This window comes from Methylocystis sp. SB2 (genome assembly GCF_049817085.1).
GTDB lineage: Bacteria > Pseudomonadota > Alphaproteobacteria > Rhizobiales > Beijerinckiaceae > Methylocystis > Methylocystis rosea.
On sequence record NZ_CP187401.1, the window covers coordinates 1,387,703 to 1,403,775 of the forward strand.

Consider the following 16,073-nt stretch of genomic DNA (forward strand, 5'->3'; position numbering starts at 1 on the left):
CCGTCGCCAACTTCCTGACATTCGCGAGAAGTCGGTTACCATGTTCGCCGTCAGTATGTATGCGGGCATGGCGCTGTGAGCGCAGGGCAGAAGGTTCGAATGGCGAGACGAATTGATGATGAGCGATCTTTTCGACGTTGACGGCGCCAATCTCGATCGTGGGTTCGAGAACCTGAAAGCCGCCGAGTTTCCGATCGAACAGCAGCTTCACGCCATGCTGCAGGAGATGTGGGAGCGCTACGCGCCCTATGCCGATCCTGACTTCCGTCAGGGTTTCGCGCGCGACGTCGATGGGCGCTTCTGGGAAATGTATCTGGGCTGCACGCTGCTCGAGGCGGGGCGGACGTTGTTGCCCGTCATCGATCGTCAGCGTGAAGGCGGCCAGCCGGACCTGTGCGTCCTCGAAGACGGTCGCCGCATCTGGATCGAGGCCATCACCCCTGACGAAGGTGCTCCGGGTCCTGACCAGATCGTGCGCCCCGTGCCGATCAATGAAGGCGGCGGCCTTGCCGCCGCGCCGACCCGCCAGGCGCAGCTTCGGACCTCCAGCGCGTTCTGGACCAAGGCTCAGAAGATCGCCTGCTACATCGAACAGGGCGTGATCGCGCCGGAAGACACCCGCATCATCGCTATCAGCGCCAGCCGCTTCGGCGTCTACGTCGCCGAACAGCCCTTGCCGCTTATCATGACGACGCTGTTCCCGATCGGCGACGCCTTCATCACCATCGACCGCGACACCGGTGATGTCCTCGAAGAGGGCTTTCACGCCGCGCCCTTGATCCCCCGCGAGCGCAATCCGATCCCGCGCGCGGCCTTCCTCAACGAGCGCTTCGCCGACATCTCGGGTGTGATCTGGTCACGGGTCGGCCTCGGCAACCTCTCGCGCCAAATCCGGCCAATCACCTATGTCCACAATCCTCTGGCACAGGTTCCATTGCCCACGAACTGGGGCGTCTGGGACCGTGAGTTCGTAACAGCCCGGCAAGGCGACGTATGGGAAACCAACGATACCCTCGCCGCGGCAGCCGAAGGTGGAGGCGTCGTGAAGATGGAGTCGGATGCGCGCGTCTGCCCGCCTACAGACTTGTGAGCTGCCATGGCCCAAACCGTTGAGCCGCGACTGATCACCCCGATCAGCCAGCGCCAGTTTGAACTCTATGCGCTGTCACTCGAACGCGGTCCCAATTTCGACCTCGCCCATATCTTCAGCGCCTATCAGGCCGGACGGGGCCACGCGAGCGGCTGTATCCTCGTCGATCCGGGGTCAGGGACCTTCACAAGTCTCGCCTTGCGCCGGCGCATCGATCACTGCTGGACCAAGGTCGATGAAGGCGGCCCCTATTCCACCCCCGAGGCCGCGCTCGACCGCCTCAGTATTGGCATGCGCGCCGGCGATCCACCGGAACCCTTGCCGCCGGGAGCTAGGCGCCGCCCGCTCCTGCTGAAGCCTGGGCCGCGCGGGACATCTCCGGAGTTCGATCTGCTGACGACCACGATCAGCCATCTGCCGGCGCTCATGGCGATCGGCGAATGCTATCTCGCGCTTCCCAATCCTGACGCCAACTTCGTCCCGGATTTTCAGACCAGCAACTTCGCCTCCCGGCTGTTCGAACTCTACCTTCTCGCCTGCTTTCGCGAACAGGGCTTGAGCGTGCGGCAAGACCAGGTCTCACCTGACTTCCTGATCGAGAAGGAGGGCGACACGTGCTGGATCGAGGCGGTGACGGCCAACTCCGAGACCCCACGCGCCGGCGGGATCGGCGATTGGGTGCATGCGCCGGAGGATCGCAACGAACGCCTGACGGGAGGTCCGGCCGAGCGCTTCGCTAAAACGCTGCGGGGCAAGCTCCAACGCAACTATCATGAGATGGACCACGTGAAGGGCCAGTCCTTCGCTCTCGCATTGGCAGATTTCCACGGGTCCGGTTCTATGGTCTGGAGCCGCGAAGCCCTGCCCACCTACCTCTACGGACTGCGCGCCGATATCGAAGGAGAAGCCAAAGAGCGCCGCGCTGTCGGGACGCCGATCGCCAAACTGACGGGCAAACATGGCATCCCGGCGGGGCTCTTCCGAGATCCCGCCTTCGCCCATCTGTCGGGCGTCATCTTCAGCAATGCGGCGACGCTCGCCAAGTTCAACCGGATGGGCTTCCTTGCCGGCTGGCGCCCTCCGGGGCTGACGATGATCCGGCGCGGCATCCTCTTCGACCGAACCCCGGGCGCACTGGAGCCAATCGATTTCGAGCTGTCGGTCGCCAGCGACGAATACCAGGCACTCTGGCCTTGGGGCGAAGCCTGGTGCCAGGAGTTGGAGGTGTTCCACAATCCGCTGGCCACCCACCCCATCCCGTTCGATCTCATCCCAGGCGCGACCCATTGGTTCGAGCGCGATAGCGACATCGAGTGCAGCACCATCTGGGCGAACTCGGTCCTTTCCTCAGTCACGCATCTGCGCACGGCCGGCGAAGCCGGGCGGATGAGCGGCGCGCCTGACGAAAGCGAGCCGTCATGATCGGGGCACCCGCCCTATTCCCCACCTTGGAGAACCCATACGCATGACAACCGAGCCGTCCGACCGGACGACTATACTTCACCTCCTGCGCGGTGCAGTCCCCGAGCGTGCCGACGAAATCAGCAGCCTCTGGAGCCAGTACGGCCATGCCGTTGAAGTCGTGTCGAGCACCAAGGGCGTCACTATGAACGCTGATGCCAGGCGCATCCAATTCGACACCAAGACGATCGATTCTTTCTGGCTGCTCGGCTTCAGCGCATGGCGCGCCATCGAAGTGTATTCGCCGGCCTTGGGAATCGCGACTTCGCGCGGGATGCCGCTCGAACAGGCCCTCAGCATTGATGCCGAACGACGGCATTACGAACTCGATTACAAGCAGCGTATCGGCACCGCCCAGTCGCTCATTGCAGCCGAGCAGACCGCCGACATCTCCTGGCCAGCGGACGTCCCCGAACCGACTTCCAATCGTGAGAGCTTGAACGACAATCAGCACAAGTCCGTGTTCGATCTCGTCGCGCTCGCCCTTGCCTTCGCACTGTTGCATGAATTCCGGCATGTCATATTCTGCGCCGATAACAGCGCGCCCTCGACGCTGCCCGAAGAGGAAATCGCCTGCGATACATGGGCCCGCGACTTCATGACGAGCGGCCTCGCCGCCTATGCAAAGAAGCACGGGCATGACTTCGCCGAAGTCCAGCAGAAGCGCGCGATGGGCATAGCGCTCGCGGCCGTGATCATCCATACGATGACGCCGACCCCTGGCCATTGGGGCAATCGGCAATATCCACCGATCGCTGAGCGGCTGACGGCGATGATCAGCGGTTATAGCCTTCCTGCCGACTCGTCCTTCTGGCTGTTCACAGCTTGCCTCCTAATCGCACTCATGCGGCAGCAGAACCGGCCGCTCGACATTGTTGCAAAGTCAAACCAGGAGATGGTCGAGATCCTGCTCGACCGGCTCCGGTAACGCCGGAAGCATCGAGGCTGCAAGCTGACTTTCGGAAGGTCGGCCGTGGGTCAGAAGCCGCCTTTGGCCAATGGCTCCCTTGCGCCAGTGCGGACCTTCGAGCGAATTCCGCCGTGGCGGTAATGCGCCTTTCTCCATTTTTGCTTCACAGGTCGGGATTTGACGCCGCGAGGTTTTCGACTCTCTTTTCAGGCTCCTCCGCAAATATGCGAGCCATTCATAGCTTCGAACGTTGCACCAGTCCTCAGGTTCCGAACGCTATAAGTCCTACCCCGATCATCACCTTTCGGACATCCCGCATAGTATTTAACTAAGCAAACAAGGACTCGGTCTCCGGCGCGAGAGCGCTCCAGCGCAGGTGTGCGCGAATATGGCGTATTAATCCAGCCGTTGTTGCCGGCCCCGAAAATGCGGCTGCGATGTGTAAAACTAAGCGAGCTCGACTCGGCGCCGCTGGGTTCGTGGCCGGGTGGAACCCGCGAAACATCTTTGACGGTAAAGGTTTCGCAGATTGGGTTAGGCATATCCCTCTCGACAGGGTCATTCGACGTCGCATCCGCACCTCCAGAAAAGGAAGCCACGGCTGAAGTGACTATGGACGCAAAAATGATCGGACGCGAATTCGTAACGAACGTTTTCATCGTTGCCCCCTCGCGTATTTTGCGCTCGGTGTCGCCAAGCAGGCCGCGAACTGACCGGCGAATGTAAATTAACATTTTTAGCGGCGCTCGTCGCCCCGCTGAGGGTCAAAACCGGACGGTTCGAGATGCCTTCGCCACTCGGAAATCGTAGAGCGTTACCGACTTGACGTTTTTGACGGGCTCTTAGCGAACCTCTCTAAATGAAAACGCCCCGCCGTTACATCCACGGTCGGGGCGTTCTGCGCCGGCGGCGCGGTCATTCGGCGGCGACTCCGAACGTGGCAATCTCAAACTCTCTCGAGAGCTGCCCCTCGGCGACTTTCAATGCTGCATCGGCGTTTTGCCATCCATCGTGATTGACCTTCAATTCGCCCAGCCGCTGCCCGAACGCTCCCTCGACCACTTTTTGCTCGACTACGGCATAGGCCTCAGCGTCGACGCCAGAAAGAAATGCCGGCGCTTCGAGGATTGCGGCCTGCATCAGCCGGTCCTCGGTCTTGAAAGCGAGACGACGACGCTCATTCGCATCTCGCGACAACAAAAACTGGCGTACCTCGTGGCGCAGAGCGGGCGTGGAGCCTTCGGACAACATCTCCACAGCGCGTTTACGCATTCCGCCGATCTCTGCAGTGATCCCTGCGAGGGCGCGGTCCGCTGTCCCTCGCAGTTGCGAATAGTGCTCGCGATATCCGCCATCGAAGCGCGCGCGGATTTTTTCCGTCCGCCCGACCGGCGAAAGCGACGCATCTCGCCGTATCGTTGCAACTTCTTCCCGAAAGCGATCGACCAAACGGCCGACGACTTCGACGGTTTCGCGCACTAGGCTCGGGGCGCTTGCGGGAATTCGAGTGAGAATTGTTTCGTAGGGGTTCATATGAAGAGCTCCTAGTTCAAGATAGATTTGAGCAGGCGGCGGCATGTGCATTTTTAGATCGGCAAGCGTTAGGTTCATTCTGGCCTCCTACACTCTCAGAGGAGTTACGAAACATCCCGCGCCCCAGTTCGCGTTGGCCGCAACCACGACGCCCGCGACCACGTTCGATAGATCGTCGTGCGCATTGTCGTTGCGAGCGTGGTCGACGCGATCGCGTCCGCTCGGCCCGGTCCGCCGCTCGAGATTGGCGAATTGCGTCACCATCCGCCGATTGTCGGGCAGCCGAACCCGGCCGCTGACAAGGGCCGGCAGTGCTTCGACATAGAGTTGCGATTTGTCTTGTTCCGAATATCGGTAATGCACGCCATGCCGGCCAAAGGCGTCCGCGGTGAAACCTGGCGCGTACTTGTCGCCAGAAATCGTCCGAATGCCGTAGGTTCGGAGAACACTGCAACATTCAGTGATGGCGGCCTGCGGATTGAAGGGCGGCCTTTGCTCATGAACAAGGTCGACGACGATCGATTCCCGGTCCTTGTGGGCCACCGCCAGCGCGAAGGAGTCCTTACCTGTTCCCGAAGCCGCATCACAAAACGCATGGTATCGCGCGCCAGGAACGGCAGGGCGCGCCATGACATTGCGGTCGACCATGCTTTCGATCATCTCAATCGATATGAAGCTCGCAAGATCGTCGCGAAATTCAGCAAGCCATTCGGATGATGCCGCTGCAGGGTCCTCCTCGAGCGCGCGATCGATCATCTCTTGCGAAAGCATCGGGTTGAGCGTGCGGCTTGGCGCTTTGATGAAAAGCGCGTCATCGGCGTCAATGCCGTAGAGGGCTTTATACTTCGAATAGAGTAGCCCAGCGCGCCTGTAGGGCGACGAAATTCCGATCAGCATGCTTTCGGGCAACGTCACCATGCCGGGCTTGATCGCTCGGTACAGCTCACGATCAGGCGAGGCGCTCGAATCGTCCCGGAAGAACGCGCACTCGTCGAGCACGGCGCAAAGAATGGTACGGCCTCTGACGGCCCGGAAGTCATTGACGCCGACGAAGACGTCGACGCCGTTCGTGAGCTGAAAGCCCCATTGGGTTTCACGCTGAATCATCAACCGAAGCATGGGGAGTTCGCTGAAAAACGCCCGGATGAGGTTTAGGACGACCTTCGCTTGCGTTGTGTCGCAGGCGAGGCACAAGCAAAGCGCGCGCTCGCCTGGCCGTAGTCGGTCTGCGCCGTCGAAAAGAGCCGCCGTATAGGCGACGACGAGGCTCGCAATTGAATCTTTCCCAGCTCTCCTGCCAGCACCGACCCACACTTCCTTGACTCGGCTCTTAGGCGGGGAGCGCCCTCCCGCAACCTCGCCGAAGAAAGCAAGTTCCGCTTCGCCCATCTCGAGCCCGAAAGCCGCCTTGGCGACGGCCCTCCAGCCGCTCCAGCTCGGCCCTCGAAACCAGGGCCCGAACAGTGCGGGGTCGTCCATCGCCTCGACGATGCTAATCATCGACGACCACCTTGGCTTTGCTGGCGAGGTAGGCTGCGAGCGATGACGCCGCTTCGCGCTTTGGCCGATGTCGGACCTTCAGCGCGTTCATAATCCGCGCGAGCGCGTTGGTCGTCCGAATGAGACCGTCGTTATCGACCATTTCTCCGTTTGCGACGGCGAGCTGCATCTCTTCAGCGGCGATGGTCATTGTGACTGCGTGCCTGACGAGAATCGCCTCCTCTTCGCTCAAGCCCTCGAAGCTGCCAAACGGCGCGGAGAGTGCAATGCAGAGGTCTTTGAATCGTCGTCCTCGCGCACTCCGGCCATCGACGCCAGCCAGCACCGTCAAACGATTGGTCACTGCCGATCGATTGTTGGACGGCGATGCGCTTCCGGCACCGAGGCGCTTCCGGCGCGAAGTCGCACCGGTCGAAGCTTGAATGGCAGAATCCATGCGAATGACACCCCTACGATACCCCTCGAAATATGCTGGCAATCGGCTCGTCACACAATATTGACAACATGAGACATTCTCAGACAGAGCACCTGATCAGTAGTCAGGAGCGAGAGAAAGCTGAGCGCGAAAGGCACCGAAGTCGCCACGATCCTGACTCGTTCCGCGTGAGAGCATTGCTCACGCGATTCGAAATTAGGAGCACGAAAATGAACGCCGATCGATCAAGCGAGCCGCGCTACACGATCGTGATCTCAAAGAACGGAAAGCAGCTCGGCACGCTGAGAGATCGCGACACGAGCCAAGCCAAGAGCTCGTTCGGCGGAGCCGTCGCACGCTACAAAAATTCTGCCGATAACCATCGCATCGAATTTTACGACGGTCAGGAATTGATCGAGGCCTGGTCGACCGAAGAAGGATACCAGGCGCCACCCGCCTAGCAATCGTGCCCGCGAAAATTTCATCGCGACTGTATGCGTGCAGAGTGGGAACTTTCGTCGCGTCCGACCGATCTATTCCTAGAACCAGCCGCTGAACTCATGCAGAGTCTGTGTTTTAGAACGGAAGATCGTCGTCGAGTTCGACCTTCTTGCGATATTGCGGGAACCTCTCTTGAGCACTCCAATTCCCAATTACTTCTCTTTGAATTTTTGACTCATTGTCTGAAGGATATTCATCCGATCGATGCCAAACAGTTTTACGGTTTTCAATTAACGGTATTCCCTTTACGGTACTTGTCGCCCCTCTATGGGGCGGCCCCCCCGCCCCGTTTTGGGGCTGGGGGGTAGCCCTGCTGCGGGGCGTTCCCTCCGCTCCACTGCGGGGCTGGGTGTCGCCAGACCCCGCCCTGTCGTGGGGCTCGGCGCCAGTTTCGAAAAAGCGCGGCGCGATTCGATAGCGGGTTGTGTCGCCGCGGTTGCGATCCGCTTCCAGATAGCCGCCGTCGACAAGCGCATATAGTGCGCCGCGCACCTTGCTCTCACTGCGAATTTGCAGATCGTCACATAGCCTCGCAATGCGAGGCCAGGCGACGCCGTCGTTGTTGGCGTGCATATATCGCCCGGCAAGGATCGCGGCAGCGCGCATCGAGAGCTTCGGCAGCTCGGCGTCCAGAGCCACCGCGACGAGAAACTCTAGTTTCGCCGTGGCCAGCTTTTTCGCATCGGTCATCGCCCGATCGTTCTCTTGTCGAGGATGTCGGCGATGCTGCTCAGGAACGCTTTCTCAGACTCTTCAGCGACCTTCGCGACCCGAAGCGCTTCTAACGGTAGAAGCGCTTCGACGGCGTCGCGAAGCAGCTGGCGCATCATATTCGCAGGCATCGCTTCCGCTTCGACAGTGTGCGCGACTTCGGGCGCGCGCTTCTCGGTTTTCTTGCGGGCCTTGGTTGGGAGGTCGTAAGCTTCAATCTGCTCGGGCGTAATGCCTAGCCTGACGAAGTTCAGTTCAATGTCGGTGTCCAAATGCTCCCGTAACTCGCGCTCGAGCGACACGTCGATGAGCACGCCGGCCGGATCGTAGTCGCCTATATAGAAAACCGTCATCGGTCGATCGTCATCGCGGTTGTTGATCTCTTCCGCCGCTTCATGCACGAAGCTGATGCTGGCAAAGCCGCCGCACGGATAAAGGCTCACCGCAAGCTCACGGCAGTCGTCCTGGATCACGCCGGCTATGGATCTGGACTCACACCAAACCTCGCAATAGTCATCGGCATGCGCCCATAGGTCAGAGCGGTAGAGGCTAGACATGCGCCTCACGAAGTCCCCACCCCCATCGAAAGTATCGACGAAATAGCCGCGCCGAGACATGTCGGCGACCCAGCCATAAGGAATCACGCCATCTCGACGCAGCTTCACCAATCGTGCCTGGACCTGTTCGTACCCGGCTTCCGTCTTTTCCACCGACTCCGGGAGCCTCGGGTCCGTTAATCGGTAAAAAATATGCCGCACGCTTTGGGGGTGATCGTCGCGAAGGATATCGATGATCTGCTGATTCAACTGCTCGATTTGCTCGCGTGTTCGGCGCCGTTTGATTCGCCCGCGCCGTTTAATTCGGCCAGCCTGATAAATCATTCGGACGCCCCCGAGCCCGTATCTCGGCGATCGCTTGGCGCCACTGGTTTCGGAATAGCGATGCGGCGGCCAATTGTGCGGCGAGATACGCCTAACTCTTTCGCAACCTGCGCGAGTGGTACGAATTCCTCCACTGCAGGCGCAGCGTATTCCGGCGGCGTCGCGCCCATTGCCTGGGCGATCAAAGTTTGTTTGAGATGCTCGAGCTGCGAGCGGGCGCAAAATTTACGTCCGTTCAGCTCAAGGGTCGGCGGGAATTCCGCTACAGGTGACATGACTGACCTCGTCTCTGATTGACGAGGCCGAATGTTGCATCGACTTTTTCCGTCAGCCGGTTAGCGGAAATTCATTTTTTTTTAGTTTGCTCAGAGCCTTCGAAACGGCGCTATCAACGTTAGCGATTTTCAGGCGAGTCTTTGGATTGTCGACGTAGATGATTTCTGTCTGGTCATCAGAGAGCTGGAACGTTCCGGATTCGCCATTTTGAGCGTCAGATAGGAGCGCGGCCTTCAATTGGCGCGGCGAAATGGACGGGTTACGCTTGATCTTTCCCATGAAGAATTTCGTGAATGGACTGATGGCATTTGGACGGGAAAATTGCGCTGCTCGCCGATTGCGATATTCATTGACTACGGCTTCGTCCGGAGGTGAAAACACAGCAACCGCCAGCGCAGCCTCAACCGCGGCCAGGGTTTCTAACCGCTGCGAAGGATCTATGTGACTCACGCAAAATTCAAATTCGTCGAGCCATCCCATTGCTTCCGGAGATGGTGACGGACCGGCAATTAATTTGATAACCCGCCGCACAAAGGCTTCAGATTCTTCTCCGCTTGCGATCCGGGCGATCTTCGCCGCTGCGTCGACGCCTAGTTTGTCAATGAGTTGCCGAGCAAACTGACCTGGATCATCTGACGGGAGGCGCTGCGTCTTCGCCATCAAGCTCTCGCGATCGCGAGCTCAACGACATTGCCCGCCGCTGCGCCCGAAACAATGCGATCGACGTGGCGCGACCAAGCTTCAAGGGCGGCCCGCATTTCGTCCGCGTATGAGTGCTTCTGATAAACGGAAACGATTCCGCCGAATGATCCGCTGACGTGATTCAAGCACCGCTCGATGACGTGGATCGGGATCCCAATCGACGCGAGGCCGGAAGCAACGCTGCGCCTGATATCGTGAATGACGAAATGCGGAATTGGCGCGCCACCGTTATGTTCAGCGACCAGAACATCAAGGCGCGCCTTCGCCTTAGAGAATCCGCTCGGCGGCGTCTTTCCTGTCGAGAATAAAAAGTCGGAACCCTCGAATCGTGGCAAGCCTTTGATGATCTCGACGGCCGCCGGCGCAAGCGGGTTCGAATGCGGGCGTCGATTCTTGCTCCGCTCCGCGGGGAGCGTCCAAAGCCTTTTTTCAAGGTCGATTTCTGACCACTGGGCGTGCGCGACCTCGTCGCGGCGCGCACCTGTCAAGACCAGCAGCCTGACGATGTCGGCGTAGGGGAAGCCGAGTTCGCCGGCGGCGCGCCAGACGACTGACAGCTCGCGCTCGTCAAGGACTCGATCGCGCGGCCGCTCAGTGGTCGGCGCCTCGATGCCTTCGCAAGGGCTTTTTTCGATGATCCCCCTACTCACCGCCCAACGGCACAATTTACGAAATTGCGCGAAAACCCTATTCGCCGTTACAGCGGCGCCGCGGTCGACCATCTTGTCAAAAAGCCGGTGAATGTCCGCGTTGCCGATTTCAGAAAGTCGCCGGCCCTTCCATGCCGCCACGACGTCCTTGCGAAGAAGGCGCTGCGTCTCTTTCCAATCGCGTGTGTTGGGCTTCGCGTAACGTTCGATGAATTCGTCGACGACCTTCTCGACGACGTCGAGTTCCGCGCGCTTCTCTGCGAGAGCCGTGGCCTTGGCGGCCACCTTTGCCTCGCGCTTCTGGGCCGCGGGGTCGTTGCCTCTCGCCAGCTCGCCCAGCGCGGCCTGCGCCGCCTTGCGGGCGTCGGCAAGGCTGACCGCGGGAAAGCCGCCGACCGTCAGTTTCCGGGGGTGCGCGCCGAATCGATAGCGCAACGCCCAAGATCGGGCGCCGCTCGGCTGGATAACCAAATAAAGGCCAGTCACCTTGCCATCGGGAACTTCGCGGCGAGCGGAGCCGGGCCTGATTGCCTCGATCGCAACCTGGGTCAGAACCTTGGCCATAGATGGTCTCCGGTTTATTCGGAGGCGTTACCCGGCTCTTATAGGGTAACCGATTAGGGGTAACTTGGAGCGTTACCCCATGGCCAAGACAGTGCGGGACAAAATCACGAAAGTCAATTTACGCTTGGGATTTTTGCGGCCCAAGTGTCTCGGATTTACCGGAGGTGGCAAAACGAAGATTTTGTTTCCTAAACCGAAGGTCAGGGGTTCGAATCCCTTCGGGACCGCCAACACGTCGAGGCGTATGGATCTCCGGCGCATTCGGCGGAGCGTCGACGCCGCCGAATCAGATCAGCCACGCCGCGCCACGAATGGCGTGCGCCACCAGGCCGCTCTGTCCTTCTCTTCGGCCTTGCGTTTGGCTTCCAAGGCCAGCCCCATCTGCATCATTCGGTCGACGTAAAAATCATCGAACACGTTGGGCGGAACAGCAAAATGCTGTTGCAGGTCGGCGTGTTCGCGCGCGACATAAAAGCGGTTGAGTCCATCGAAGTAGGCAAACACATAATCGGACCGCAAAATATGCGGTTCCCACGAACTGTGTGACTCTGTCCTGGCGACGCCCGGCGCCACGGATTCAACCAGTATGATCCACGGCCGAAACCGGCGAAGGTCAAACTCTACGATGACGTCTCGCTCAGATCCTTCGCAGTCGATCTTGAGAAAATGCACTGTGGACGGCGCCTGCTCCTCAAAAATACTGTTGAGTGTGCGCACCTCTACTTGCATCTCCTCCTGTTCGAAGCCGAGCGGCGCATGCGATGCCGCCACATTGGCGTCGAGGCTGGACATGCCGGTATCGTGGACGAGCGTCATGGTCGCCCGACTCGCTTGCGCGCCGACCGCGACCGATAGATTGACGTCGCGCGGACGCCGCTCCTGCAATCGCCTGAAATAATAAGGATTTGGCTCGATATTGACGCCGCGCCACCCACGTTCGTAGAAATGCCGCGTCACGGATTCGAGGTCCGGGTCCCATGCGCCAACATCAACATAGACGCCTTCCGCGAGATCCGCGAAGGCGCGCGCGAGCATGACGTCTTCGAAATTTTGTGCGTAGGAGATCCACATGTCGGCGCTCTTCAACTCTCGGTGCTATTCGCTTTATGCGCGCGAATGTGAGCGGCGCCAGCGCATTGTTAATTGGCGAAACCACGTCTAGTCTCGTGGCTGCTGCGGTTGAAGTCTTTTGCACGAGCCAGGGACAATTGGAAAGGGCTTTTGATGAACGGAACAGGCGAAACAACAAACAGTCCGGCCAAAACGCCCCGCCGCAGCGTTCGCATCGCCGCTAACCTCATTGTGATTGTCCTGTGTTTGCTTGCTGTGGAAGCCGGCTTCACTCTTTATTATTTTCTGAGCGAAGGAAAACTCGTTAGCCCGCAAACGCGCGAAGAGAGCCGTTCGAATACGTTCGTGGTGCACATGACGTCGAAGAGAAACCTCAAGTGCCGCTACATGGATACTGTTTACCCTCACCCTTATTTGACCAACGTTCATGCGGATAATCCGCCCTGCGAGAATTCAGAGTTCGAGATAAATAATATCGGTCTGTTCGGACGCGACTTTCCCTACAAAAAGGAGACCGACACGTTTCGCATCATGGTGAGCGGCGGATCGGTGGCCGCCATGTTTGGCCAAACGGAAAAAGGTAAACCTAAATACCTCGAAGAACAGTTGAATAGATGCTATGCTCCTCCGGAAGGACGGAAGTCATTCGAAGTTTATAACGGCGCCGATGGCGGCTGGAAGCAGCCGCAACAGGCCATCATGACCCTCCTCTTTGGAGAAGTTTTCGATGGCATCGTTACCTTGGAAGGCTTCAATGAGAAGGATATGCTTCTCGAGAAATGGACGTCTTGGTCAAAACGTTTCGAATGGCCTTCGAACAACTTTATCTTAGTGAATCCATCTGCATCTGGCAGCTATTTGCCCATACTCGGCGGCGCCGCGCTGAACTCATTTTATTCGTTTTACTTCAATATGCCGCTTTTGAGGTCATCAAACGCGATATTCTTTTTGGTCGACGCGGCTCGCACCAAGCTCAACGATTCAATTATGAAAAACATGGCGTCGCTTCATAAGTCGCATCTGACGAATTTTTCCGTGCCCAAGGAGTGGAGCCGCGACGAAGTCTACGAGTACAACCTTGATCAGTATAAAAAATATTTTAGAACGACCGCCGCGCTTGCTCAGGCGCAGGGCGCAAAAGCGGTGTTCTTCATTCAGCCCGCGCCGGTCTACGGCAAGACCCTAACCGAAGAGGAAAAAGGCGTGGTTGGCGATTTGAGCTACAAGGATCTGTATCTCAAGATGGCCGATACGCTGCTCACGCTGAAGCAGGATGGAATCGCCGTCCATAGCCTGCTGGACGTTTTCTCCGCGACTCCAGACACGGTTTACGCAGATCATATTCACTTTTCCGCCGACCCGGCGACCGGCGAAAGCGTCGGCAACCGTGTGGTCGCCAAGGCGATCGCCGCTCGGCTGGCTGACGAATGGCGGTTCGAAAAAAAGTGCAGCGACTGATGAGCGCTCTCAGCGCGGAGCCTCGAAAGTCTGCAGCACCGATTCGATCGGCCCTGAATCGACCGTCATCCCGCCGTTGAACGGATTGTCCATCGCGGCAATCAAAAACACGACCGATCCCATAAAGAGCGCAATTGCGCCGCTGAGGATCAGATGGACATGAAGTTCCATGTCGAAAATGGTCACGAGGCCAAGCAACAGGAATCCGCCGAGACACATAACCCACCAGAGCTCCTTCGGAATGCCGCTGTCGCCGGCGGCGATGAGATAGCGGCGATGCTCGACAAGCGTATTCAGACGCGAGAACGTCTCGGCTTGGACCATTTCCTGGCTTTTGAGCTTGGGCTGAAAGTTCATGACCTGGTCGAATAGCGCGGTCAATCCCGGCGAACGTGAATGGGCTTGGCGACGGACATCAGGCGGCGGATGTACGGCCTCGACCGCCTCGAGTGCGTAGCTGCGAAGTTTTTCCTGAAGCTCGCTGCTGGTCGGCTGCGGAAAGCCGTCAAAGTCTCGGTGAAGAGCGGCGATCGTGAGCGCCTCCTTTGAGACGACGTCGGCGACCGCGGAGAAATCTTGATAGGCCTCGACCGCCAGCAGTCCCAGTAGAATTCCGTAAAGCGTCGAAAAGGACGCCAATGTCAGGCCAATCATCTCGTTGGCGTTGCGACGGCCGTGTATCCGCTCGTGGGCGAGGCGGCGACAAAGAAATACGCCGAGCCATGTCCCGGCCAGCGACCCCAGGCAGAACAGCAGGGCCATTTGCATGACGGAGAGATGCTTAAAGATTTGCGGCACCGGCGCCTCCTTGTTGGGCGGCATTAGCGAATGCCTGCGGCAAATTGTCAAAGGCCTTATCGATTGAAGAACCACAAGAGCAAACTGACGGCGACGCTCAAAATGAGCGACGTAGCGAGCGGAAAGTAGAATTTGAAATTGCCGCGCTCGACGACGATATCGCCTGGCAGACGCCCGAGGCCAAACCTCTCGCCGACCATCCAAAGAATGCCGAGGCCGACCATGACGAGCCCCGCGATGATGAGAAACTTGGCCACAGGTTAAGCCTTTCGTCGCGTTCCTGATCGATGACTTTCACGTTGCTATGTCGCGCATTTCAGCGAAATCGCCAGCTGCGCCGGCGGGTCGTCCGCGATTGCCGCTTCAGGTGACACATTGTCGCAAAGCTAGGAATCTCAGCGCCCTTCGCTTGACCACGCGCTTTGTCGAAGTTTAGGTGCCGGCGAAGGGTTCGACGCATGACCTTCGGTTTTCGCCTGCGGCGAACCGACGCAATCGAACCGACGGCGCATGGCGCGCCTCTTGCGGGAGCCTGTTGGAGACGCAGGCCGCGCGACGCTTTGCAAAGCAACCGTCTCGTTGAATGGGTCGCTCCTGATGCGATCGCCGGCGCGCAGCGGTTGCGTGCGACTATGAGGGTGTTTTCATGAGGCCTGATCACATTTATCTCGCCATGACCATGGTCAAGCACAGCACGCTGGCCGCCGCTTGCATCTATGCGTTCAAGATCGTCTCGTTTTTCGTGAAGACATTATAGTTTCGCGCGAGCGTTTCGCGCGCCGTTGCGCCGGCGCGGCCCTTCGCGCATAAACCTTCCAGCGCATATGCGAGGCGACGGAAGGGCGCAGGTTCATGGCGGCGATTGATGGTCCCAAGGTGCAGGCGCGCTCCGGCAAGCCGAAGCAGCTCGTCGTTTTTCTTCATGGCTACGGCGCTGACGGCGCCGATCTCATCGACATCGGCCGCCAATGGAGCGCCTTCCTTCCCGACGCCGATTTCGTCGCGCCGCATGCGCCTGATCGATGCGCCGCATCGCCGACCGGACGACAATGGTTTCCGCTCACCATGCGCGATCCCGAAGAGCGCTGGCGCGGCTGCATCGCTGCGCGTCCGACGCTCGACGCCTTTCTTGACGCCGAGCTCGACCGGCGCGGCCTCGACGACAGAGCGTTGGCGCTCATCGGATTTAGCCAGGGCACGATGATGGCGCTGCATACGGGACTGCGCCGCAAGCGCGCGCCGCGCGCGATTCTCGGCTATTCGGGCGTCTATGTGCTCGGGCCGGCGCAGGCGGACGAAGCGCCGACGGCCTATGAGAAACCGCCGGCCGTCCTTTTGGCGCACGGCGAAGAAGACGAAATGATCCCCGTCGAGGCGCTGCTCATGTCCGCCAATGCGCTCGCCGACTCCGGCGTGCCGACCCAATGGCACCTCTCGGCGCGGCTTGGCCATGGAATCGACGAAACAGGGCTGATCCACGGCGCCCTGTTCCTGGCGCAGTCCTTCGGCGTCGCCGTCGAGCTTCGCCGCCGCTGACGGTTAGCCAAGCCGT

The 16,073-nt window shown here is 59.3% G+C and carries 16 protein-coding genes; 6 read left to right on the forward strand and 10 right to left on the reverse strand.

Translation table 11 applies throughout. The annotated features are described in order from the left end of the window. Positions 1 to 115: 115 nt before the first annotated feature. The 3 genes from ACPS74_RS06835 to ACPS74_RS06845 are packed head-to-tail and all read left to right on the forward strand — an operon-like array spanning position 116 to position 3,479. Positions 116 to 1,090, forward strand: coding sequence for a hypothetical protein (locus ACPS74_RS06835; protein ID WP_083481364.1), 975 nt, complete (start codon positions 116 to 118; stop codon positions 1,088 to 1,090). 6 nt (positions 1,091 to 1,096) lie between these two features. Then, positions 1,097 to 2,512 (forward strand): hypothetical protein, encoded by a 1,416-nt coding sequence (locus ACPS74_RS06840; protein WP_051381782.1) that lies wholly within the window; start codon positions 1,097 to 1,099, stop codon positions 2,510 to 2,512. A gap of 43 nt (positions 2,513 to 2,555) precedes the next feature. Beyond that, positions 2,556 to 3,479, forward strand: a complete 924-nt coding sequence (locus ACPS74_RS06845; protein ID WP_083481363.1) for a phage exclusion protein Lit family protein — start codon at positions 2,556 to 2,558, stop codon at positions 3,477 to 3,479. A gap of 897 nt (positions 3,480 to 4,376) precedes the next feature. On the opposite strand, the gene ACPS74_RS06850 is transcribed toward ACPS74_RS06845, so the two are convergent. The 3 genes from ACPS74_RS06850 to ACPS74_RS06860 are packed head-to-tail and all read right to left on the reverse strand — an operon-like array spanning position 4,377 to position 6,837. Continuing rightward, the gene (locus tag ACPS74_RS06850; RefSeq protein WP_425622395.1) at positions 4,377 to 5,072 is read right to left on the reverse strand and encodes a hypothetical protein; all 696 of its coding nucleotides are present in this window, start codon (positions 5,070 to 5,072) and stop codon (positions 4,377 to 4,379) included. A gap of 9 nt (positions 5,073 to 5,081) precedes the next feature. After that, complete coding sequence (locus ACPS74_RS06855; protein WP_051381780.1) at positions 5,082 to 6,494, reverse strand: hypothetical protein; 1,413 nt, start codon at positions 6,492 to 6,494, stop codon at positions 5,082 to 5,084. Further along, positions 6,487 to 6,837, reverse strand: coding sequence for a hypothetical protein (locus ACPS74_RS06860; RefSeq protein ID WP_029650870.1), 351 nt, complete (start codon positions 6,835 to 6,837; stop codon positions 6,487 to 6,489). Before ACPS74_RS06860 ends, ACPS74_RS06855 begins: the two co-directional genes overlap by 8 nt. A gap of 302 nt (positions 6,838 to 7,139) precedes the next feature. Between ACPS74_RS06860 and ACPS74_RS06865 the strand changes: the two genes are divergently transcribed. Continuing rightward, on the forward strand, positions 7,140 to 7,370 hold the full coding sequence (locus ACPS74_RS06865) for a hypothetical protein (RefSeq protein WP_029650868.1): 231 nt from the start codon (positions 7,140 to 7,142) through the stop codon (positions 7,368 to 7,370). Between the two features lie 115 nt (positions 7,371 to 7,485). On the opposite strand, the gene ACPS74_RS06870 is transcribed toward ACPS74_RS06865, so the two are convergent. The 5 genes from ACPS74_RS06870 to ACPS74_RS06890 form a co-directional block, all read right to left on the reverse strand. Continuing rightward, on the reverse strand, positions 7,486 to 8,100 hold the full coding sequence (locus ACPS74_RS06870) for a hypothetical protein (RefSeq protein ID WP_029650867.1): 615 nt from the start codon (positions 8,098 to 8,100) through the stop codon (positions 7,486 to 7,488). Then, entirely contained in the window at positions 8,097 to 9,002 is a 906-nt protein-coding gene (locus ACPS74_RS06875) for a hypothetical protein (protein WP_029650865.1), read from the reverse strand. The genes ACPS74_RS06870 and ACPS74_RS06875 overlap by 4 nt, the downstream gene beginning before the upstream one ends. Positions 9,003 to 9,329: 327 nt before the next feature. After that, positions 9,330 to 9,938, reverse strand: coding sequence for a hypothetical protein (locus tag ACPS74_RS06880; RefSeq protein ID WP_029650863.1), 609 nt, complete (start codon positions 9,936 to 9,938; stop codon positions 9,330 to 9,332). Then, positions 9,938 to 11,194 carry a tyrosine-type recombinase/integrase gene (locus ACPS74_RS06885; RefSeq protein ID WP_029650861.1) on the reverse strand — a complete coding sequence of 419 codons (1,257 nt, stop codon included), beginning with the start codon at positions 11,192 to 11,194 and terminating at the stop codon, positions 9,938 to 9,940. Before ACPS74_RS06885 ends, ACPS74_RS06880 begins: the two co-directional genes overlap by 1 nt. 291 nt (positions 11,195 to 11,485) lie before the next feature. Beyond that, positions 11,486 to 12,265: an FkbM family methyltransferase gene (locus ACPS74_RS06890; protein WP_157055259.1), complete on the reverse strand. Its 780-nt coding sequence runs from the start codon at positions 12,263 to 12,265 to the stop codon at positions 11,486 to 11,488. Positions 12,266 to 12,418: 153 nt separating this feature from the next. Here ACPS74_RS06890 and ACPS74_RS06895 point away from each other — a divergent pair, with 153 nt between their 5' ends. Further along, complete coding sequence (locus ACPS74_RS06895; RefSeq protein ID WP_029650857.1) at positions 12,419 to 13,723, forward strand: hypothetical protein; 1,305 nt, start codon at positions 12,419 to 12,421, stop codon at positions 13,721 to 13,723. 9 nt (positions 13,724 to 13,732) lie between these two features. Here ACPS74_RS06895 and ACPS74_RS06900 read toward each other — a convergent pair whose 3' ends face one another. Both ACPS74_RS06900 and ACPS74_RS06905 read right to left on the reverse strand, forming a co-directional pair. Further along, positions 13,733 to 14,521, reverse strand: coding sequence for a DUF4239 domain-containing protein (locus ACPS74_RS06900; protein WP_239753966.1), 789 nt, complete (start codon positions 14,519 to 14,521; stop codon positions 13,733 to 13,735). Positions 14,522 to 14,577: 56 nt separating this feature from the next. Beyond that, complete coding sequence (locus ACPS74_RS06905; RefSeq protein ID WP_029650854.1) at positions 14,578 to 14,778, reverse strand: DUF2905 domain-containing protein; 201 nt, start codon at positions 14,776 to 14,778, stop codon at positions 14,578 to 14,580. A gap of 595 nt (positions 14,779 to 15,373) precedes the next feature. Here ACPS74_RS06905 and ACPS74_RS06910 point away from each other — a divergent pair. Beyond that, the gene (locus ACPS74_RS06910; RefSeq protein WP_029650850.1) at positions 15,374 to 16,057 is read left to right on the forward strand and encodes an alpha/beta hydrolase; all 684 of its coding nucleotides are present in this window, start codon (positions 15,374 to 15,376) and stop codon (positions 16,055 to 16,057) included. Positions 16,058 to 16,073: the final 16 nt, after the last annotated feature.

Bases quoted from the DNA above. Each gene is read 5' to 3' on its own strand.
- ACPS74_RS06880 (WP_029650863.1), bottom strand. From the start codon at position 9,938: ATGGCGAAGACGCAGCGCCTCCCGTCAGATGATCCAGGTCAGTTTGCT.
- ACPS74_RS06870 (WP_029650867.1), bottom strand. From the start codon at position 8,100: ATGACCGATGCGAAAAAGCTGGCCACGGCGAAACTAGAGTTTCTCGTC.
- ACPS74_RS06875 (WP_029650865.1), bottom strand. From the start codon at position 9,002: ATGATTTATCAGGCTGGCCGAATTAAACGGCGCGGGCGAATCAAACGG.
- ACPS74_RS06865 (WP_029650868.1), top strand. From the start codon at position 7,140: ATGAACGCCGATCGATCAAGCGAGCCGCGCTACACGATCGTGATCTCA.
- ACPS74_RS06855 (WP_051381780.1), bottom strand. From the start codon at position 6,494: ATGATTAGCATCGTCGAGGCGATGGACGACCCCGCACTGTTCGGGCCC.
- ACPS74_RS06840 (WP_051381782.1), top strand. From the start codon at position 1,097: ATGGCCCAAACCGTTGAGCCGCGACTGATCACCCCGATCAGCCAGCGC.
- ACPS74_RS06890 (WP_157055259.1), bottom strand. From the start codon at position 12,265: ATGTGGATCTCCTACGCACAAAATTTCGAAGACGTCATGCTCGCGCGC.
- ACPS74_RS06835 (WP_083481364.1), top strand. From the start codon at position 116: ATGATGAGCGATCTTTTCGACGTTGACGGCGCCAATCTCGATCGTGGG.
- ACPS74_RS06895 (WP_029650857.1), top strand. From the start codon at position 12,419: ATGAACGGAACAGGCGAAACAACAAACAGTCCGGCCAAAACGCCCCGC.
- ACPS74_RS06845 (WP_083481363.1), top strand. From the start codon at position 2,556: ATGACAACCGAGCCGTCCGACCGGACGACTATACTTCACCTCCTGCGC.
- ACPS74_RS06885 (WP_029650861.1), bottom strand. From the start codon at position 11,194: ATGGCCAAGGTTCTGACCCAGGTTGCGATCGAGGCAATCAGGCCCGGC.
- ACPS74_RS06910 (WP_029650850.1), top strand. From the start codon at position 15,374: ATGGCGGCGATTGATGGTCCCAAGGTGCAGGCGCGCTCCGGCAAGCCG.
- ACPS74_RS06850 (WP_425622395.1), bottom strand. From the start codon at position 5,072: ATGAACCTAACGCTTGCCGATCTAAAAATGCACATGCCGCCGCCTGCT.